This is a genomic window from Brevibacillus soli (assembly GCF_044759095.2).
GTDB lineage: Bacteria > Bacillota > Bacilli > Brevibacillales > Brevibacillaceae > JBIYSM02.
The window spans coordinates 1-20,863 of record NZ_JBIYSM020000008.1 but is presented as its reverse complement, the minus strand read 5'-3'; the positions used below and the strand labels follow the sequence as shown (position 1 = coordinate 20,863).

General features: G+C 54.3%; 16 protein-coding genes, 1 riboswitch and 1 other annotated feature. Of the genes, 10 read left to right on the top strand and 6 right to left on the bottom strand.

Annotation, left to right across the window (positions count from 1 at the left end):
• Positions 1-37 precede the first annotated feature (37 nt).
• From ACE99V_RS04915 to ACE99V_RS04890, 6 genes are all read left to right on the top strand, one after another.
• The gene (locus ACE99V_RS04915) at positions 38-358 is read left to right on the top strand and encodes a DUF485 domain-containing protein (RefSeq protein WP_400490120.1); all 321 of its coding nucleotides are present in this window, start codon (positions 38-40) and stop codon (positions 356-358) included.
• Positions 355-1,899, top strand: a complete 1,545-nt coding sequence (locus tag ACE99V_RS04910) for a solute symporter family protein (RefSeq protein WP_400490121.1) — start codon at positions 355-357, stop codon at positions 1,897-1,899. Before ACE99V_RS04915 ends, ACE99V_RS04910 begins: the two co-directional genes overlap by 4 nt.
• A gap of 86 nt (positions 1,900-1,985) precedes the next feature.
• Entirely contained in the window at positions 1,986-3,044 is a 1,059-nt protein-coding gene (locus ACE99V_RS04905) for an HD-GYP domain-containing protein (RefSeq protein WP_400490122.1), read from the top strand.
• A gap of 132 nt (positions 3,045-3,176) precedes the next feature.
• Entirely contained in the window at positions 3,177-4,037 is an 861-nt protein-coding gene (locus ACE99V_RS04900) for a universal stress protein (protein ID WP_400490123.1), read from the top strand.
• Between the two features lie 260 nt (positions 4,038-4,297).
• Complete coding sequence (locus ACE99V_RS04895; RefSeq protein WP_400490124.1) at positions 4,298-5,131, top strand: deoxyribonuclease IV; 834 nt, start codon at positions 4,298-4,300, stop codon at positions 5,129-5,131.
• A 51-nt stretch (positions 5,132-5,182) separates the two neighbouring features.
• Positions 5,183-5,572 carry a hypothetical protein gene (locus tag ACE99V_RS04890; protein ID WP_400490126.1) on the top strand — a complete coding sequence of 130 codons (390 nt, stop codon included), beginning with the start codon at positions 5,183-5,185 and terminating at the stop codon, positions 5,570-5,572.
• A 308-nt stretch (positions 5,573-5,880) separates the two neighbouring features.
• Here ACE99V_RS04890 and argS read toward each other — a convergent pair whose 3' ends face one another.
• The 3 genes from argS to ACE99V_RS04875 form a co-directional block, all read right to left on the bottom strand.
• A complete protein-coding gene (gene argS / locus ACE99V_RS04885; RefSeq protein ID WP_400490127.1) occupies positions 5,881-7,593 on the bottom strand; it encodes an arginine--tRNA ligase in 1,713 nt (570 codons plus the stop codon).
• 64 nt (positions 7,594-7,657) lie between these two features.
• Positions 7,658-7,912: a binding site (T-box leader), on the bottom strand.
• 48 nt (positions 7,913-7,960) lie between these two features.
• Positions 7,961-8,443: a hypothetical protein gene (locus ACE99V_RS04880; RefSeq protein ID WP_400490128.1), complete on the bottom strand. Its 483-nt coding sequence runs from the start codon at positions 8,441-8,443 to the stop codon at positions 7,961-7,963.
• Positions 8,444-8,534: 91 nt separating this feature from the next.
• Positions 8,535-8,639 carry a YjcZ family sporulation protein gene (locus ACE99V_RS04875; protein ID WP_400490129.1) on the bottom strand — a complete coding sequence of 35 codons (105 nt, stop codon included), beginning with the start codon at positions 8,637-8,639 and terminating at the stop codon, positions 8,535-8,537.
• 202 nt (positions 8,640-8,841) lie between these two features.
• Positions 8,842-8,941: riboswitch (SAM riboswitch) on the top strand.
• Positions 8,942-9,053: 112 nt separating this feature from the next.
• On the opposite strand from ACE99V_RS04875, the gene metH reads away from it, so the two are divergent.
• Together metH and ACE99V_RS04865 are read left to right on the top strand one after the other, a co-directional pair.
• The gene (gene metH / locus ACE99V_RS04870; RefSeq protein WP_400490130.1) at positions 9,054-12,497 is read left to right on the top strand and encodes a methionine synthase; all 3,444 of its coding nucleotides are present in this window, start codon (positions 9,054-9,056) and stop codon (positions 12,495-12,497) included.
• A 50-nt stretch (positions 12,498-12,547) separates the two neighbouring features.
• A complete protein-coding gene (locus ACE99V_RS04865; protein WP_400490132.1) occupies positions 12,548-14,410 on the top strand; it encodes a bifunctional homocysteine S-methyltransferase/methylenetetrahydrofolate reductase in 1,863 nt (620 codons plus the stop codon).
• Positions 14,411-14,432: 22 nt separating this feature from the next.
• Here ACE99V_RS04865 and ACE99V_RS04860 read toward each other — a convergent pair whose 3' ends face one another.
• The 3 genes from ACE99V_RS04860 to ACE99V_RS04850 form a co-directional block, all read right to left on the bottom strand.
• Positions 14,433-15,419 carry a CotS family spore coat protein gene (locus tag ACE99V_RS04860; protein WP_400490133.1) on the bottom strand — a complete coding sequence of 329 codons (987 nt, stop codon included), beginning with the start codon at positions 15,417-15,419 and terminating at the stop codon, positions 14,433-14,435.
• A 63-nt stretch (positions 15,420-15,482) separates the two neighbouring features.
• Positions 15,483-16,061, bottom strand: a complete 579-nt coding sequence (locus ACE99V_RS04855) for a mismatch-specific DNA-glycosylase (protein ID WP_400490134.1) — start codon at positions 16,059-16,061, stop codon at positions 15,483-15,485.
• Between the two features lie 108 nt (positions 16,062-16,169).
• Positions 16,170-17,690: a carboxypeptidase M32 gene (locus tag ACE99V_RS04850; protein WP_400490135.1), complete on the bottom strand. Its 1,521-nt coding sequence runs from the start codon at positions 17,688-17,690 to the stop codon at positions 16,170-16,172.
• 257 nt (positions 17,691-17,947) lie between these two features.
• On the opposite strand from ACE99V_RS04850, the gene ACE99V_RS04845 reads away from it, so the two are divergent.
• On the top strand, positions 17,948-19,546 hold the full coding sequence (locus tag ACE99V_RS04845; protein WP_400490136.1) for a peptide chain release factor 3: 1,599 nt from the start codon (positions 17,948-17,950) through the stop codon (positions 19,544-19,546).
• Between the two features lie 511 nt (positions 19,547-20,057).
• The gene (locus ACE99V_RS04840) at positions 20,058-20,672 is read left to right on the top strand and encodes a hypothetical protein (protein WP_400490137.1); all 615 of its coding nucleotides are present in this window, start codon (positions 20,058-20,060) and stop codon (positions 20,670-20,672) included.
• Positions 20,673-20,863: the final 191 nt, after the last annotated feature.

Genomic DNA, 20,863 nt, shown 5'->3' with positions numbered 1-20,863 from the left:
ATGATATAGGAAAATTCCGAAAAAAGAAGGTGTTCGCATGAGCCAGTTCGACCGGACCCGTCTCTTACGCTCACCGCGATTTCACCAACTCATTCGTACGAAAAAGCGGCTTCTCATACCGCTCACCCTGTTTTTCCTGGCGTATACCCTTGCCTTGCCGATCTGCACCTCTTATTTTTCCGTCTGGATGAATTCTCCTGTATTCGGTGTCATCACTCTGGCGTGGGTATTTGCCTTTTCCCAGTTCCTCATGACGCTATTGTTGTCAATCGTGTACCTCGTCCAGGCCAAACGGTTTGACCGGATCGTGGACGACATGACCCGAGAGATTGAACAGGCAAAAGGAGAGGGTCCATGAACATGTCAGCGATCATTTTTTTTATTGCCGTCATTATCGGTACCCTGGCCATTACCTATTCGGCGGCCAAGCGAACTTCCAGCCCCAACGACTTTTACGCTGCGGGAAACCGCCTGACCGGTGTTCAGAACGGCATCGCGATCGCCGGGGATTACATGAGTGCCGCTTCCTTTCTGGGAATTACCGGAACGATTGCCATGTACGGCTTTGACGGTTTTTTTTATTCCATCGGATTTCTCGTCTCTTATCTGGTGCTGTTGTTTCTGATCGGGGAGCCGCTTCACAATCTGGGCACCTATACATTGGCTGACGCCATTGCCGTTCGCTTCGACAGCAAGTGGCTGCGTGGGATTGTGGCATTTACGGCCCTATTGATCACGATTTTCTACATGCTCGCCCAACTGGTCGGAGCTGGTGCGCTGATCCACTACCTCTTGGATGTGGAATATACCACGGCGGTTTTGGTCGTCGGCAGCCTGATGACGATTTACGTGGTCTTTGGCGGAATGGTGGCGACGTCGTGGGTGCAGATCATCAAAGCGATTTTGCTGATGACCGGTGCATTGATGGTCACCCTGATTGTACTGGCTCGTTTTCACTGGAACCTGCCTGCGATGTTTGCCCATGTCAGCACCATCACTCCGTTGGGAGAACGCTTCCTCTACCCGGGCAACCAGTTCCCACATCCGCTTGACACCCTCTCCCTGTACGTCGGCTTGATATTGGGAACGGCCGGCCTGCCGCACATCATCGTCCGCCTGTTTACCGTAAAAGATGCGGTGACGACCCGGAAATCGATCTTGACAGCTATATGGATTATCGGTGCGTTTTACCTGATGACCATCTTTCTCGGATTTGGCGCCAGCTCATTCGTTGCATGGGAGCAGCTGCAAAGCGCCGGTTACGGGGGGAACCTGACCTTGACGCTTCTTGCCGACAGACTGGGCGGCGAGTTTTTGATGGCGTACATATCCGCGGTTGCCTTTGCCACCATTCTTGCCGTAGTGACCGGCCTCGTCCTGTCCGCCTCGTCCGCCTTCGCTCACGACCTGTACAGCCATATCATCCGCAAAGGGAAGGCATCGGGACGGGAGCAGGTGTTTATGGCCAAATCTGCCTCCATCGCAGTTGGAACGATTTCCATTTTTCTGGCGATTGGCACAGAGAAAATGAACGTGGCGATTCTCGTCGCACTCACCTTTGCTGTAGCAGCTTCAGCAAACCTCCCGTTGCTGCTGTTTACCCTTTACTGGCGCCGGTTCACTGTTCAGGGAGCCATTGCCGGGGTACTCACCGGTATGCTCTCCTCCATCATTCTCGTTTGTGCCGGTCCGTACGTGATGGACCCCGAGCAGGGGGTCATCCAGGCGGAAGCTCTCTTTCCCCTGACCAATCCCGGCCTTATCTCCATCCCGTTAGGTTTTGCCGGAGCGGTGATCGGATCCTACCTGAGCAAACCGGAAAAAGGGGCGTTGGAGAAGTACGAGCGGGTTCTGTTTCAAGCGCATACCGGGATACGGTTGACTGGCAAACGCGCATAACACTCTTTTCCCCGTTCTTTTTTTCGTATTCCACGGCTTGCCATTCGTGATAAGATAGGAGGGGAGTACTAGGAGGAAAGAACGGTATGCGCTATATCAGTTTGGATCAGGTAGTGCCGGGGGATTCCTTGGCACGCAGCATCTATACCAGCGACGGACTTACCCTGCTGCAGGCAAACGTGCAGCTGACCGTCGGCATGATCAACAAGCTGCGCCGGTTTGGCGTCACCATGCTGAGCATCAAAGACCCGTACACGGAGGACGTGAAGGTGGAGGACGTCGTATCGGAGTCGACGCGCAAGGAGGCGATCAGCTGCTTGTCGGCTGCGATTCAGTGCGTGCAGACCGGGAAAGGAATCGACCTGCGAAGCATCCAGAAGTCGGTCAACAGCATCGTTGATGAGACGCTGCGGAATCGACGCGTCCTGCTTGATCTGGGAGAAATTCGGACAACCGATAACGCGTTGTTCATTCACTCTCTCAACGTCTGCATGATGGCGACGGTAATGGGCGTGGGACTGGGATACAACCACAACCAGTTAAAGGAGCTGGCCATCGGCGCTTTGCTGCACGACATCGGGAAGGCATCCAAAGACCAGGAGCTCTCTCCCTACAAAGAGAACAGTCTGGAGGGGCATCACACCTGGCAGGGGTTTAATCTGCTTCGGAAAAAGCACGAGATGAGTATTGTCTCCGCTCACATCGCCCTGCAGCACCACGAATGGGTGGATGGGAGCGGAATTCCTCGCGGGCTGACCGGTGCCGATATCCACGACTTTGCAAAGATTGTGGCCATCTGCAACTATTATGACAATCTGATCTCGCCGTTTACCGAAGAGGAGACATGCCATCCGTACGTGGCATGCGAGAAGATTATGGCTTTGGCGGAGAAGCGCTTTGATCACAAGATGATTATTCACTTCCTCCGTTCGATTGCCGTTTACCCGACAGGCTCCTCCCTGAAGTTGAGCACGGGAGAAGTGGGAGTCGTCATCGACCAAAACCGCGGTTTGCCGTCGCGGCCGGTGGTTCGCATCATTCGCAAGGAACGGCTGCGCCGTCAGCAGATGGAGGAGGATCACGAGATTCGTGACGTGGACTTAAGCGCGGAACCGACGGTTTTCATAACCGGCGTGCTGGAATAAATTCAGGGTTTTTTTTCGGCAGATTCAGGGAGTTTCCTTACATACACCAGCTTTCCGTTTTTCTACAATGGGTATTGCAACGAAGTTTTTCACGCAGCACCAAAATGTAGAGGAGAAAGCTGGTGTTTTTCTATGGGCAGTCTATTGGTTCCTATTGATGCATCTGTGCAGTCGATGCAAGCAGTCCGGTTCGCTCTTGCCTTGTCCGGAGGGGATTACAGCTTGACTCTGCTTCACGTCATTCCGCCGTTTCCGTCCCGACAGGCCGTTACACATCTGGGCAAGAAAACGGTCGAAGAGTTTCAGCTTGAGGAAGCAAAGGAAAGCTTGAAGGAAGTGTTGGAGCTGGTACAGCAGGAAAAGGTGCCGTTTAACCTGCAATACGAGTTTGGTGAGCCTCATGAAGTCATATCGAATTATGCCAGACAAGGTCATCAGGCGGTTGTCATGGGAACACATGGATACGGGCGAATGACGGGCTATCTCTTTAACAGCGTCAGCTATCCGACACTGCACGATGTTACCATTCCGGTATTTCTGGTACCGGAGGAAGCAGACATCCGGGCGACTTGGCGGAAGCTCGTCGTGGCTGTCGACGGTTCTGAACACTCCAAGCGGGCGGCCGTCCGGGCCATGCAGTTCGGCAAGGAAAAAGATGCCCGCTATCTGTTGTTGACGGTCATCACACCTCCTGCCATGTACGCGGGAGTTACCAACATCGGCTGGGTTGACCTGGATGGGCTTGAGACGTTGGGTGAAGAAATACTCCGGCCGTATGAAACGATGTTCATGGAACAACAGCTGCCGTATGATACGAAGGTGGTTGTGGGAGACCCGGCAACAGTCATAAAAGAAGTGGCGTTGAAAGAGGAAGCGGATGTGATTGTGTTGGGGCATCACGGTTTAAACGGGATTGTGGAAACCCTGATGGGCAGCGTGACGTACAAAGTGATTCACCGCACCCAAACACCGCTGCTTATCGTCAGAGAGTAAACAGAGATCCTGGAAAGGCCGTCCCACCTAGGGCGGCCTTTGTTCGTGTATAAGAATTTTTAAATTTGGACATCCCATACAGCCGCTAGAAAAGTGTTCGGGGCCCCGCCCGGCGAAAAAAGGGACCCCACTCGGCTCAGCAATAGCTACCGCCGAGTGGGGTGAGAAATAGCGAATGCCGGGTGGGTTTTCTTAATAAGAGTGAAAGCCAAGCGTAAGGGGACAATGTAGGATAGACAGAATCGGAAAGGGTGAACAGGATGCACATCGGGTGTCACGTCAGCATTCGACATGGATATCTGGAGGCTGCCAAGTCGGCCTCTGCGGTGGGCGCCCGTTCCTTTCAATACTTTCCCAAGAACCCTCGCAGCCTCTCCGTCAAGTCATATGACGCGCGTGACGCTGCCGCTTGCCGTATATACTGCCAGGAGCACCAACTCATCTCCATTGCCCATACCGCCTACCCCACCAATCTGGCGGTAGTTGAGCCGAAACTCTATGCCGCCACGGTCCAATCGGTTCGAAACGATTTGGAGATTGCCGATGCGTGCGGTTCAGCAGGTCTCGTTGTTCACTTCGGCCAATACAAGGGGACTGACCCGCTTCGCGGCTACCAGGCCATGATCCGCATGGTGAACGAGATTCTGGATGATTGGAACGGTGACGCTTGTCTATTGCTGGAGAACAACGCCGGGCAGGGAGGGAGAATGGGGACGACATTGGAGGAGCTCACTCAGGTGCAACAACTGCTGGCGGCTCCGGAAAAGGTCGGATTTTGTTTCGATACCTGCCACGCTTTTGCCAGCGGGATGTGGCGGGGAGACAATTGGGCCGCAGTGGCCCGCAAGATGAGGGAAAGCGGCTACTTTTCCAGACTGTTTGCTGTTCATCTGAACGATTCCGTTTACCCCACGGGCTCATACCGGGACAGGCACGCGACGATCGGAAAGGGGCAAATTGGTGCGGATGCGATCGCAGAGGTGCTGCGGACACCGGAGTTGGCTTTGTTGCCGATTGTCCTGGAGACGCCCAAACCGGCAGGGGGAACTCACCGCGAGGAAATCGCCTTCGTCAAGCAGTTGATTTCTTGTTGAATCGTGGTAGAGTGAAGAACGGTAGTGGATTTTCGTAAACGAGGTGCTGGAATGAAACGATGGGTCAAAGTAACGATTGAAGACTTCACTAAAATCAAGGAGAATCTGGACAACCCAGCCGATGTGGCCCTCTATGAAGCGGCCAATGGGAATACATACGAGGCGGTTATCGAACACGACGGCTATGCGGTCATCGATTTGCCGGATCACGAGTACATTGAGCTCGCACCAGGCGAATACCAGATCATGATCGAAGAATGGAAGACGGCTGGTAAGCTGGGCGAATTCACGCTTGAAACCAAGTCGGATCCTGCAGATGATAAATCCCTGCTGTACCGAACGGTCGATTCCGAAGGGCGAGAGGTGGAAGCGCCGCGCTCTCTGTCGAAGCAGGTGGTGGAGATGCTGGCGAAAACCTGGTTCGGCGGAAAGAAAGGGTAAGGCAATAAGAGCATGCTTCGAAGGATAACAGGTCCCGTTTTCAGGTAGTTCGCAACGAAAAGACATGAAATGGCGTGTAAACTGACCACAGTTTTGACACGCCATTTTTCTTGTTATGTAAAAATTGGATTTTTGAATTGTAATTTTTAAATGGAAAGAGGAGGGAAACGTCATCGAGTACAGTTCGTATTCAATTGTAGAAAAAAAAAGAAAACAAGGGGAATAGCAAAAGGACTTGGGCCGTTTGTCTGCAAACGAATGGCTCCTGTTACATCCAGGAGCCATCTTTTGAACATCTGCGGTGTAGGTTACATTTCTTCCGGAGCCTGCAGGCCGAGCAGGCGCAAGCCCTCTTTCAGCACGACCACGACGGCCGCCACCAGCTGAAGACGGGAAGCCTTGATGGCGTCTTCTTCGGCGAGAATGCGAACATTCGCATAGAATTTGTTGAATTGCTGAGCCAGATCGATCACATATTTGCCGATTTGGGACGGGTCGAAGTTTTCGCGAGCACGGTCGATCACTTCCGGGAAACTGTTCAGGAGTGTGATAACCGCCCACGCTTCCTTGCTGTCCAGTGAACCTTCTGCCAGTTTCACTTCACCCGGCTGGTAGCCGCCTTTGCGCAACAGCGAGCAGGCGCGAGCATGGGTGTACTGCACATACGGTCCGGTTTCGCCTTCGAAAGTGAGCATTTCTTCCCACGAGAAGTTGATATCGTTGAGGCGGAAGTTTTTCAGGTCGTGGAAAATAACCGCGCCGACGCCTACTTGACGGGCGACTGCTTCCTTGTTCACAAGCGTCGGATTCTTTTCCTCAATCACTTTCAGGACGTCCGCAATCGCCTGGGCAAGCACCTCTTCCAGAAGCACCACTTTGCCTTTGCGCGTGGACATCTTTTTGCCGTCTTTCAACATCATGCCAAACGGCACATGATACATTTCCTTCGCCCACTCAAAGCCCATTTTTTCCAGTACCTTATACAGCTGCTGGAAGTGAAGACGCTGTTCTCCTCCCACGACGTACAGCGCTTTTGCGAAGTCGTATGTCTCGTGACGGTAAAGCGCGGCAGCCAGGTCGCGGGTGGCATACAGGGTCGCACCGTCCGATTTTTTGATCAGGCAGGGCGGCATGTCGTACTCGTCGAGGGGAACCACCAGCGCCCCTTCCGATTCGACCAGGAGCCCTTTCTCCTCCAGCATGGCGACAACCCGATCCATCTTGTCATTGTAGAACGCTTCGCCGTGGAAGGAATCGAAGTGAACGCCCATCAGTTCGTAAATCTTCATGAATTCCTTCAGGGATTCGTCCCGGAACCACTGCCAGAGGCGCTTCGCTTCCTCGTCGCCGTCCTCCAGCTTTTTAAACCATTCGCGTCCCAGGTCTTCCAGCGTCGGGTCTTTTTCCGCTTCTTCGTGGAATCGGACGTACAACTGCAGCAGCTCCTTGATCGGTTCTGCCTTTACTTTTTCCTCGTCGCCCCACTTCTTGTAGGCGACAATCAGCTTGCCGAACTGGGTGCCCCAGTCGCCCAAGTGGTTGATGCGAACCGGCTTGTAGCCGTGCTTTTCCATGATGTTGGCGAGCGCGTTGCCGATCACCGTTGAGCGCAGATGGCCCATGGAAAACGGCTTGGCGATGTTGGGGGAAGAGAGGTCGATCGGCACGTGGCGGCCCTGCCCGATGTTGCGGTCGCCGTAGGCGCTGCCCTTTGCGAGAATGGTGCCGACGACTTCTTTCGCGACGCTTTGCTGGTCCAAAAAGACGTTGACGTACGGGCCGACCGCCTGCACCTGGCTGAGCGGCGCTCCAGAGATCTGTCCGGCCAGCTCACCGGCGATCATCGGAGGCGCTTTGCGCAGTGCCTTGGCAAGCTGAAAGCAGGGAAATGCAATATCTCCCATAGCAGGATTGGGAGGGGTTTCCAGCATGTCGCGAACTTTTTCTGCCGAGAATTCCTCCACTCCCAGGTTGACGAGAGCCGATGCAATTTTTTCGGCCACTTGTTGTTTGTAGCTCATTTTGGTCAAACATCCTTTCTTGTACAGGTGATTCAAAATAAAAAAACCCCTGCGTCTCATACGATAAAGAGACGAGAGGTTGTTGCTCCCGCGGTGCCACTCTTGTTGCTTCTGCCTGCGCGATCGGCAAGACAGAAACCGCTCCGCTGCTGTAACGGGCAGACCCGACGAACCCTACGCGGCTTCGGGAAAGGTGAACCGAAACGTTCAGGCCGTATCTCCGAGGTGCGCTTCCTCATCCGCTCCGCGCCGGGCTCTCACCGTCCCCGACTCGCTATGGCGTCCGACGAACAAGTACTCTCCTCATCAGCGATTTGCTTTCATTGCTTATTCTTGCATTATAGCGGACAGTTTCAGGGGGATGCAACTATTTGTCTTCCGGTTTTTTCATCAGCTCATCCAGTTCGGAGAAGAGCTGCCGGGTCAAGCGCTCCTTGTCGTCCGTTTCCATCCACTCCTGCTTGTACTGAAGGAGCTTGGCCAACATGGCTTGCTCCGTCTTCGCTGCCTCTTCCAGGTCGTGATTTTCACTGGGGTCAAACGGCATGATCCGGTCATCGGTGCCGCTGCGCAGATAGGTCGTCTTCCAGTGGTCGGGAAAACGGTATGGCTGCTCGCCGAACATCAGGCCCAGCACGTCGTCCGATTGAAGGGGAAGAAAATGGTGGTACTCGTCGCGCCGCCCTCCTTCGGAAAGGTTGATGTGGGTAAAAGAGTAGCGCAAATAGTGCTGCCCACTCTCGCGGTCCTTGACGAGGGAGTAGGTCTCAAAATCCGTTTGTTCCAGCTCCTTCAGGGTTTCCAGGCGCGAGAGGAATTCCTGTTTTTGCTGGGGAAATGACAGTTCCACGAAAGGTTTCGCTCCTTTGTTTCATGATCCTTTCATGATAGCATAAAAACGAAAAAGAAGCCTAGGATCTAGGCTCCTTTCAGGAAGTTCATCAGTCGCAGTTCGAGCACCCAACGATAACCAACAGGATAAACAGAACGAGCACCAGGGCGAAGTTGTCGTCGAAGATGCCGTTTCCGCAATAGGAAGTACTCAAGTTTGTTTTCCCTCCTTTCAGTTATGCTTTAGTCTATACACGAATGTCGGGATTGGATTGGGCGCATAACCATCCCGATGAAAATAGGCGGCTGGCTGACAAGTCACTTATCCGTTGACGAACCATATCTCCAGTGATAAGATACTTTCAAACATTACTGAAGATTTGCAAACCATTCCATCCACAACTTGATAAAGAACCACTCTTATCCAGAGAGGCAGAGGGACTGGCCCAATGAAGCCTCGGCAACCGGAACATCAGGTGCCAATTCCAGCAAAGCCAAGCGCTTTGAAAGATAAGAGGATGCGTCAGTCGTGTTTTATTCACGAACAAATCCTCTTCTCCAGACAGAAGAGGATTTTTTTTATTCCATCACAGGCGATTTTCTTTTCGTCAGACAAAGGAGTTTTCGGAATGAAGCCAACCCTGCACGAACAGCTGTCACGAAAAATATTAATCCTGGACGGGGCCATGGGGACGATGCTCCAGCAGGCGAACCTGACCGCTGAAGATTTCGGCGGCGAAGCGTTCGAAGGCTGCAACGAGCTTCTGAACCTGACACGTCCCGACCTCATCCGCTCGATTCATGAGACGTATCTGGAAGCGGGAGCGGATATCATTGAGACAAACACCTTCGGGTCAACGACCGTAGTGTTGGCGGAATATGACCTTTCTGAAAAGGACGAGGAAATCAACATGGCGGCTGCGCGGATCGCTCGCGAGGCGGCAGACGCCTACTCCACACCGGAGTGGCCGCGGTTCGTTGCCGGCTCGATGGGACCGACTACCAAGACCTTGTCACTGACCGGCGGCGTTACCTTCGAAGAGCTGGTTCACTCGTACTATCGGCAGGCCAGGGGACTGATTATCGGCGGAGTGGACCTGCTGCTCCTGGAAACGGCACAGGACACGCTGAACGTCAAGGCAGGGGGAATTGGCATCCGGCAGGCTTTTGACGAGCTGGGAGTGGAGCTGCCGGTAATGATTTCCGGCACGATTGAGCCGATGGGAACGACCCTGGCCGGGCAGAACATCGAATCGTTTTACGTCTCGCTGGAACATTTGAATCCGATCACCGTTGGATTAAACTGTGCCACCGGTCCGGAGTTCATGCGCGACCATCTGCGGACACTGGCCAACCTGGCTCAGTGCGGGGTTAGCTGTTATCCCAACGCCGGGTTGCCGGATGAAAACGGGCATTACCACGAATCGCCGCAGGCATTGGCGGCAAAATTGCGCGGCTTTGCCGAGCAGGGCTGGCTGAATGTCGCCGGCGGCTGCTGCGGCACGACACCGGAGCACATCCGGGCATTGGCCGAGGCATTAAAAGACTGCAAGCCGCGGGCAGCCTCAGCGCCTCGGGTGAGCGCCGTCTCCGGAATTGACGTGGTGTACGTGGAACAGGACAATCGACCGTTGCTGGTCGGTGAGCGGACCAACGTCATCGGGTCGAAAAAGTTTCGTGATTTGATTGCAGCCGGTCAGTACGAAGAAGCTTCCGACATCGCCCGTGCGCAGGTAAAGCGGGGAGCGCACATCATCGACATCTGCCTTGCCGATCCGGACCGCGATGAGTACGCGGACATGCAAAATTTTTTGCAATACGTGACCAAAAAGGTAAAAGCGCCGCTGATGATCGACTCGACCGACGCTCGAGTGATGGAGCTTGGATTGAAACATTCCCAGGGCAAGGCGATACTCAATTCGATCAACCTGGAGGACGGACTGCAGCGGTTTGAGGAAGTGGTCCCGCTGATTCACCGTTACGGAGCGGCTGTCGTCGTCGGCACCATTGACGAGACGGGCATGGCCGTTACCCGCGAGCGGAAGCTGGAGGTAGCAAAACGCTCCTACGACCTGCTGGTGAACACCTACGGCGTCAAACCCGAAGACATCATCTTCGACCCATTGGTTTTCCCGGTAGGGACGGGGGATGAACAATACATCGGATCTGCCCTGGAAACCGTGGAGGGCATACGCCAGATCAAGGAGGCGATGCCTTCCTGCAAAACCATTCTCGGAGTGAGCAACGTCTCGTTCGGTCTCCCGCCTGCGGGGCGGGAAGTGTTGAATGCCGTATTCCTCTATCACACGACCCTGGCCGGACTGGACTATGCCATTGTGAATACGGAGAAGCTGGAGCGCTACGCTTCTATTCCGGAAGAAGAGCGGAAATTGGCTGAGGCACTGCTGTTTGAGACAAATGAAGCGACGCTGGCTTCCTTTACGGAGTTCTACCGTCAGAAGAAGAAAGGTCCAAGCGTCGAAGTGTCGTCACTCAGTCTGGAGGAGCGGCTGGCGAGATACGTCGTGGAAGGCTCCAAGGACGGACTGATTGACGATCTGAAGCTTGCTTTGGAAACGTACACGCCGCTTGCAATCATCAACGGACCGCTGATGACAGGAATGGAGGAAGTTGGCCGCTTGTTCAACGCCAACCAGCTCATCGTCGCCGAGGTGCTGCAAAGTGCCGAGGTGATGAAGGCGTCTGTCTCCTTCCTCGAACCGTTTATGGAAAAATCTGAATCGGCGACGAAAGGAAAGATCCTTTTGGCAACCGTCAAAGGGGACGTGCATGACATCGGGAAAAACCTGGTGGAAATCATCCTTGCGAACAACGGGTACGAGGTGGTCAACTTAGGCATCAAGGTGCCGCCGGAACAGCTGATAGCCGCTTGCCGCCAGGAGAAACCGGACGCGATCGGGCTGTCCGGCCTGCTGGTAAAGTCGGCGCAGCAGATGGTGATTACCGCGCAGGATCTCCGTTCAGCCGGCATCGACGTCCCGCTTTTGGTCGGCGGAGCGGCACTGACCCGCAAGTTCACCTCCAACCGCATCGCACCGGAGTACCAGGGAATCGTCCTGTACGCCAAAGACGCGATGGACGGGCTCGATCTGGTGAATCGGCTGCAGAACCCTTCCGAACGGCAAAAGCTGCAGGAGAATCACCACACCGTAATGGAAGATGCTGCGGCAGTGTCCGTCCAAACCGAAGAACCCCCGTTGCGGCCCAAACGGTCTGGCGTCAGCCGCACCGTCCCCATCTACCTGCCGCCGGACTTGGAGCGTCACGTCCTGCGAAATTATCCAATCAGCCATCTGCAGCCTTATCTGAATCTGCGGATGCTGTTGGGCAAGCATCTGGGCGTTCGCGGCAATGTCGACAAGCTTCTGGAGAGCGGAGACCAAAAAGTGTCGGAGCTGTACGAAGTGGTGGAAGAACTGCTGAAAGAGGCAAAGCAGGAAGGGACCATTCAGGCCCATGGCATGTATCGGTTTTTCCCTGCACAGTCCGAGGGAGACGACATCATCGTCTACGATCCGCACGACCACGCCAAGGTATTGGAACGTTTCTCCTTTCCCCGCCAGGCGGAAGAGCCGTTTCTCTGCCTGTCAGATTTCCTTCGTCCGGTGGAAAGCGGCGAGATGGACTACGTCGGCTTTTTGGCAGTGACGGCGGGGCATGGTATTCGCGAGCGATCTACCCAGTGGAAAAACAACGGAGATTACCTGCGTTCACACGTGCTGCAGGCCGTCGCGCTGGAGCTGGCTGAGGCATTCGCTGAGCGGGTGCACCACGTTATGCGGGACACCTGGGGCTTCCCGGATCCGGTGGAGATGACCATGCTGGAGCGTTTTGGCGCCCGGTATCAAGGAATTCGCGTCTCCTTCGGTTACCCTGCATGCCCGAATCTGGAAGACCAGGCCAAACTGTTCCGTCTGCTCAAGCCGGAGGATATCGGTATTCAGTTGACAGACGGATTCATGATGGACCCGGAAGCGTCTGTATCCGCGATGGTGTTTGCTCATCCGGAAGCGCGCTACTTCAACGCTGGTCCGTCTGCTTTGGATCTGTAAGGGTTGGATCGATACAGAAGAAGTATTTATGTGGAGAGAAGGGATTGGTTTTGAGCAATCAACCGGATTTGCGGGATTTTTTACAGCAGCAGCTTTTGATCGGTGACGGAGCGATGGCGACACAGCTTTACCGAATGGGCGTGCCTGTCGGTGTCAGCTTCGAAGAGCTGTGTCTGTCCAATCCGAAACTGGTTCACCAGGTTCACAACGCATACTACCAGGCAGGTGCCCGCTTGCTGGAAACCAATACGTACGCCGCCAACCGCGACAGTTTGTCCCGCTACGGCCTGGAGCACAAGGTGACGCGGATCAACCGTGCCGCCGTGGCAATCGCCCGTGAGGCGGCACAGGGAGATGCGTTTGTTGTCGGCAGCGTCGGCTCCATCGTGGCCGGCCGTGTACGGCGTAAGGGGATGGACGAATTTCGCGACCAGTATGAGGAACAGGCTATCGCGCTTTTGCACGCAGGAGTGGATGGCATCATCCTGGAGACATTCCTGGATCTGGACGAACTGCTTCTAGCGCTGGAAGTGATCCGTCCGCTGACCAAATTGCCGATTATCAGCCAACTGGCTACGCTGGAGGTAGGGCGGACGCGGGACGGCCACACACTGACGGAGGCATTTTCGCAACTCATCCATGCGGGCGCTGACATTGTAGGATTAAACTGCCGCCTCGGGCCGGCGGAGATCCTGCGCTCGTTCGAATCTGTCCGCGTACCGGAGAAGGTCCTGCTGTCTGCTTTCCCCAATGCTGGCCGCCTCGGATTAAACGATGGAGAGTACGCCTACAAGTCGTCGCCCGAGTACTTTGCGGAAAGCGCCTTGCGCCTGCGCGAACAGGGAGTGCGACTGCTCGGCGGCTGCTGCGGAACCACGCCGGAACACGTCCGCGCCATGGCCGACGCCCTCAAGGGACTCGGTCCGCTGACCCGGGTGAACCCGGAGGATTCTGCGGTTACGAGGCCGTCCGTTTCGGTTCACAGCGTAAAAGAACGTCATACACCCAGCATCGTGGAGCGGGTCAAGCATTCGACCACGATTATCGTCGAGTTTGACCCGCCCAAAGATCTGGATACGGAAGATTTTCTGACCGGCTGCTGCGAGCTGCATAAAGCAGGGGCCGACGCCATCACCCTGGCGGACAACTCCCTGGCCAACGTTCGGATGAGCAACATGGCGCTTGGCGCTATCATGAAAAACACGTACGGAATCGATCCGCTTGTGCACCTTGCCTGCCGCGACCGCAACCTGATCGGCCAGCAGTCGCATCTGATGGGGCTTCACGCACTTGGCATCGATCAGATCCTCGTGGTCACTGGAGATCCGTCCCGATTTGGCGATCTGCCGGGAGCCAGTTCCGTCTTTGACGTTACATCGTTTGATTTGATCCGCATGGTGAAACAGTTGAATGAAGGCATTTCCTTCTCCGGCCGTCCGCTAAAGCAGAAGGCGCAGTTCATCGTCGGCGCTGCCTTCAACCCGCATGTGCGGCAGATGGAAGCGGCTGTGCAGCGGCTGGAGAAAAAGGTGGAGGCCGGGGCTGATTTCATCATGACGCAGCCCGTCTACGACAAAGAGACAATCAAGCTCATCCACGAATCGACCAAGCACATTGGCATACCGGTATTCATCGGCATCATGCCCCTCACCAGTTCCCGCAACGCCGAATTTTTGCACAATGAGGTGCCGGGCATCAAGCTGTCACAGGAAGCGCTGCAGCGGATGAAGCAGGTGCAGGGCGAAGCGGCGAAACTTGAGGGCATCAAGATGGCCAAGGAGCTGATTGATGCGGCGATACCGTATTTTAACGGCATTTACCTGATTACACCGTTCAATTACTACCGGATGAGCGTGGAACTGATCCAATACGTCCGCCAGCAGACCAGTTTGCAGCAGATGGCTTCCAAGTGAAAATGGTAAAGGCCCATTGCCATCAGGAATGGGCCTTTAGCTGTTTCAGCATAAATTCGGTTTTGCTTGCCTCTCCGGTGAGAAAAAACTGGACTTGGGAAAAATTCATGCGCTTGTAACAGCGATAGCGCAGGAAGCTCCCGAAGTTGTGCGGGAAGGCGAGATCCAGGTACAAGAGATGCATTTGTTTACGAGTAAGGGGATTGGCCCGAAGGTAGGCCTTCAGCAGGACTGCAAACATTGGTTCGCTCCATTCGCGCTGACGTTTCATGATCATGGAGAGAAGGCGGATGATGTCTTTGGAAGGGTAATCATACCTCACCTTCTCCCAGTCGATGACCGAAATATGACCCCCGTTCACGATCAAATTTTTGGGATGGTAGTCGCCATGACAGAGATAGTGGCGGTGAAGCGGATACCGTTTCAACTTGGCGTAGTATTTGGAGTGGGCCAGTTTTTTCTGTGCCTTTTTGCCGGCAGTCAGAAAAAACGGGATATGGTCGCAGATGTATTGAATTTTCGGGTCCTTTGACCGTTTGTGGGAGGAATACCACCTTTTCAGTGCACCCAGGCCCTCGTCATACTGATGGTGCCATTTTTTTGCTCCGTTACTCAGGTCACCGGATTTGCACGTAAAGCCGAGGGAAGCCGCATGAATGGTTCCCAGACAAGAAGCGGCCAACTCGATCCCTTCCGGTGAAACAAGAGAGCATGGTGTGCCGGGCACCCACTTCTGAAGGACGAACGGATGCCCTTCCCACTTCATGTATGGTGATTTTCGCTTCGTCCGTTTTGTTTTTGGTATGAGAATGTTTCGGCGGCGCATGTACTCTTCCACACAAAGGATGGACTGCTGCCTTTTTGCCGAAGTGTACAAACTTTTTCCCACAAAATGTCCCGCGTTGGTCTCCAGAAAAACCACCAGAGAGTCGTTGTCGTTTCGCAACTCCCGGTGGGAGTCTACGGAAAGGCCGTATTCTTCTTTCACTTTTTTGAAGAGCTGTTTCATCTTACCCACCTCTCAAAAAACCTTATTCCATATCATATTGAGAGGAGGGAGAGCTTGACACGCTTATCCGCGTGGACGCGAGAAAAGCGGATGCCAGCCCTTTTCCTGCAAAAACTGACTGAGCCGTTGAAACATGGCCAACCGTTCAGCCCGGGAGTAAGAAGCATTCGCTCCGCTGGTGGAAGGAATGACAAACAGGTAGCACCCCTGCCAGTCGTCTGTGGCAAAGGCAAGCTCCGGCTGAAGCCCAAGTGTCACAGGCTCCTTGTGTCTGCCCGTGGCATGACGATAGGCGGTGATGCCATTGAAGCAAATGACCCGCGGACGATAGGTTTGGACCATCTGTTTGAATTGGTCTCTACCGCAAGCAAAATCCCGGTCGGTCAATTCACCGGAGGAGCGGGTCGGTTTGGAAACCAGGTCGGTAATGCCATAGCCAAACTCCAGCAGCTTCGCCGTCTCTTCCGGTCGTAACTGATACGGCGTTAACCCTCCCTCGTAAAGCCCCTTCCAGAACAAATTGGCCGGGTTGGCGTAGTGATACCCCGCCGTCGCAGAAATTCGCCCCGGATTGATCCCGCAAAACAGCACGATGACGTCCCGCTTGATGTAGGTGGGGAGCCATTTCTCCCTGAAGTCCATCCATGTCCGCCCTCCTTTCCTTCCCACCATTATAACCGGAAAAAAGAAATGCCGCCCACACGTAGCGGCGGGAGGCACTTCTTTTGCAGTGCAGGCAAACACTTCCGATTACAGATTGTAAATCTCGGTATATTTTTTCTCCAGGTATTCCATCAGGTAAGAGGCGTTGGTCAGCTCTCCGGTGATGTCCTTCACGAGTTCGTTCGGGCTCTTCAGCTTGCCGTACTGGTGAATGTTTTCCTTCAGCCAAGCACGGATCGGGGCGAACTCGCCGTTTCGGATCAGCTCCTCGTAGTCGCTGATCTCCTTTTTCATGGCGTTTGCAAACTGAGCGGCATACACGTTACCCAACGAATAGGTCGGGAAGTAACCAAAGCTTCCGCCGGACCAGTGCACATCCTGCAGGACGCCTTCCCTGTCGTTTTCCGGCACGATGCCGAGATATTCCTTCATCTTGTCGTTCCAGATGGTCGGCAGATCGCCTACTTCCATTGTTTGCTCGATCAGGCCCTTCTCGATCTCGTAACGGATCATGATGTGCAGGTTGTAGGTGAGCTCGTCGGCCTCCACACGGATGAGCGACGGTGTAACCTGGTTGATTCCGCGGTAGAACTGCTCCACGGAAACGCCTTCGTATTGAACCGGGAATGCCTTCACCAGGTCGCTGTAGAAATGCGTCCAGAACGGCAGGCTGCGTCCCACCATGTTCTCCCAGTAACGGGATTGGGACTCGTGGATACCCATGGAGGTGCCGTCGCACAGCGGCGTACCCAGCAGTTCCGGATTCACGTTCTGCTCGTAGATGGCGTGTCCCGCTTCGTGGATGCAGCCGAACAGCGCCTGGCGGAAGTCGCTCGGATGAAAGCGGGTAGTAATGCGAACGTCGCCAGGTGCAAACGAGGTGCAGAATGGATGCACGCTGCGGTCAAGGCGACCGGCGTTAAAATCGTAACCGATTTTCTCCAGGATGAAGCGGCTGAAGGCTTCCTGCTCACTTTCCGGAAAATGCTTGGTGAGAAAGCTGATGTCCGGTTTATTCGGAGATTCGGCGATCGCGGAGACGAGCTTCACCGTTTTTTCTCGCAGGGTAGCGAACATCGCATCGAGCTGAGCTACAGTCATGCCGGGTTCGTACATATCCAAAAGGGTATCGTACTTGTTGCCGTTGTAGCCCCAGTACTCGACGAATTCCAGCTGCAGCTTCACGATTTTTTCCAGATACGGACGGAACATGGAAAAGTCGCTGTTGGCGCGGGCGTCCTCCCAGACTGTGCCTGCTTGCGCGGTCAGGATCACAAACTCCTGGAACTTCTCGGGAGGCAGCTTTTTGTTACGTTCAAATTCCTTTTTGCATTCCAATACGGTACCGCGGGTGATCGGATCGAGCGTTTCCAGCACGGCCGGTTCGCTCAACGCTTCCAGGTGCTCTTCCAGCTCCTTGGAGGTTGCCAGTGCAAACTGGTCGGCAGACAAAACGCCGATCAGCTCGGAGCGGGCATCCATTCCCTTGCGCGGAGCTTTCACGCGCATGTCCCAGTGCAGGATCGACAACGCCTGGTTGTAGCTTACCATTCTCTTGACGTACTCTCGGAAAGCGGAAACGCGTTTTTCTTGCGTAGTGGTCGTCATACAGGGCCTCCTTATGTATGTAATCAAAAAATTTTTATTAATTCCTATTATAACGTGCTGGGCAAAAAATGCCAGTTCAGTCTTGTGTGCAGCCTGCGTAATTTTCCTTTTACTCTGCCCCTTTTGTCTGTATAATCGTACTGAATCATAAAGTAACCCACACGGCGAAAGCTTACGCTGCGCCGGGCGGGGCCCCGATTCCTTTCTATGTTGCGAAATGGAATAAAGACGAGACAGTATGTGACAGGAGAATGAATATGAGTCAGAACAACCCGACATGGGCCAGTGAAATTGCCAAACGGCGCACTTTCGCGATCATCTCCCACCCGGACGCCGGGAAGACGACGATGACAGAAAAACTTTTGTACTACGGCGGTGCGATTCGCGAGGCAGGGATGGTAAAAGGAAGGAAAAATTCCAAACACGCTACCTCGGACTGGATGGAGATCGAGAAAAAACGGGGAATTTCCGTTACCTCCAGCGCCATGGATTTTGAATACAACGGGCATCACATCAATATTTTGGATACACCGGGCCACCAGGACTTCAGTGAAGATACGTACCGCACGTTGACCGCAGCCGACTCTGCGGTGATGATCATTGACGTAGCCAAAGGCGTAGAGGCCCAGACCATCAAGCTGTTTAAGGTTTGCCGGATGCGCGGCATTCCGATCTTTACCTTTATCAACAAGCTGGACCGTCACGGGAAGGACCCGTTCGAATTGTTGGAGGAAATCGAGCGCGTGCTGGGGATCCGCTCGTATCCGATGAACTGGCCGATCGGGATGGGCAGCCATTTTAACGGCGTCTATGACCGCATGAAAAAGCGGGTGGAGCTGTACGAAAACGGCTCTCACCATGAAAACATCAAGTTCTTTGAGGTGAGCGGTGCCGATGATCCGCTGATCGGCGAGCGCGTCGGAGGCGACCTTTGGCAGCAGCTTCAGGATGAGGTTTCCCTGCTTGACGTGGCAGGGGATGATTTTGACATGGAGCTGATCAACAAAGGGGAGCTGACCCCTGTCTTTTTCGGCAGTGCGATCAACAACTTCGGGGTTCAGACGTTTCTGGACAACTTTCTGCAAATGGCACCGGCCCCGTCGCCGAAGAAAAGCAGTATCGGCCTGATTGATCCGTACACCCATGCGTTTTCCGGCTTCATCTTTAAAATCCAGGCGAACATGAACCCGGCGCACCGCGACCGCGTGGCATTTTTGCGCATCTGCTCCGGCCGCTTTGAGCGGGGGATGTCAGTCAAACACGTCCGTCTCGGCAAAGACATCAAACTGGCCCAGCCGGTGCAGTTCATGGCACAGGACCGGGAGATCGTCGAGGAGTCGTACGCCGGTGATGTGATCGGTCTGTTTGACCCGGGAATTTTCCAGATCGGGGATACGCTCTGCGTCGGTCAGCCGTTCGAGTACGAAGAGATGCCGCACTTCTCGCCGGAGTTTTTCTCCAAGGTGACGGTAAAAGACGCGATGAAGCACAAGCAGTTCCAGAAAGGCATCATGCAGCTGACGGAAGAAGGAACCGTTCAGTTGTTCCGCACGTATCCGCTGGAGGAGCTGATCCTCGGCGTGGTCGGCGTGCTGCAGTTTGAGGTGCTGGAATACCGCTTGAAGGCGGAGTACGGCGTCGAGATCATGCTCCAGCGCATGCCGTATCAAATCGCCCGCTGGCTGGAAGGGGACAAGGCTGCGCTCGATGCATTGAAGCAGCGCACGGTCACCGACCGTTACGGGCGGCCGGTCATGCTGTTCGAAAGCGAGTACCAGCTGCGCATGGCGCAGGAAAAGTACACCAACGTGAAGTTCCACGAAAGTTCGCTAGGGTTGAAATCGATGCACTCTTAATCAAATGGAAACGCCTCCGTTCATTCGGGGGCTTTTTGGTATAAGAATTTAGAAATTTGGACATCCCATACAGCCGCTAGAAAAGTGTTCGGGGCCCCGCCCGGCGAAAAAAGGGACCCCACTCGGCTCAGCGATAGCTACCGCCGAGTGGGGTGAGAATAGCTATTGCCGGGTGGGTATTCTTACGTGGAAATTCCGCGGATCACCTGCGGTATTTGTCCCCTTCTCCCGGAGGGCAGACGCCATACATTGAAAGTATCACGGGAAAGGGGGGGGACGTTTGTCCAAAAAACAGGAGTACTCCCGAGTCTTCAATGTTTGCGCCTGTAAGGGGCAGAAGGGAGACAAAGGAAAACGAGGCCCAAGAGGATTCAAAGGTCCAAGGGGATTCAAGGGACCCAGAGGTCCGAGAGGGTTCAGAGGCTTCACAGGCTTTACGGAGCCAAGAGGGCCGCGCGGCTTTCAGGGACCGACCAGATCAGCCTCTGGGGTACCCAGCGGGGTCATTGTGATGTGGAGCGGTCTAACGGTGCCAAGCGGATGGCGGTTATGTGACGGGACGAATGGGACTCCCGATTTAACGGATCGTTTTCTTCGTGGGACCAATCTGGCGGGAATCGGCTCAACGGGTGGGAGTGATTCGAACACGCTGGCGGTTGGTCAACTGCCTGCGCATAACCACACGGGTACAACGGACATCGCTGGCGCCCATTTCCACATGGGAGTAACGGATTCGGGGGGAGCACATACGCATACCGGGACAACGTCAATGGACGGTTCTCATACGCATACCAGGACCGCACTGTCAGCAGGTGATCATGCCCATACCATACCCGTGCAGAATGTCATGCGTCAGGGTGGCAACGCTGGTTTCACTGCTGTTGGAGGCAACGACACACAAGGAACGTCCACAAACGGGGCCCATACTCACACACTCTCTATCGCTCCAGGAGGAAGTCATTCCCACACCTTAAATATCACAGCAGTGGATGGACATACCCATTCTTTCACCACAACCACGACCGGCACTCACACCCACACATTTACGACCGATAATACCGGAACTGGTGCTTCAATCGAAAACCGCCCGAGCTTTTACCAGCTGGCGTTTATCATGAAGGCATAGGTCCCCATGATTCACGGGGCCTTTTTTTAGTGTGAGCCTTTTGCAAAATTAGGTTTTCGTTAAAAAAATGAAGTTAATGATACGTAAGGTTGGAAATTCTACTTTTACAAGGTAAAGCCAAAAAGCGAGATGGGCATAAGGGCAGAATTTTCCTGGTTCCTTTTTTAAAAGAGTGTTATACCGCTTTTTTA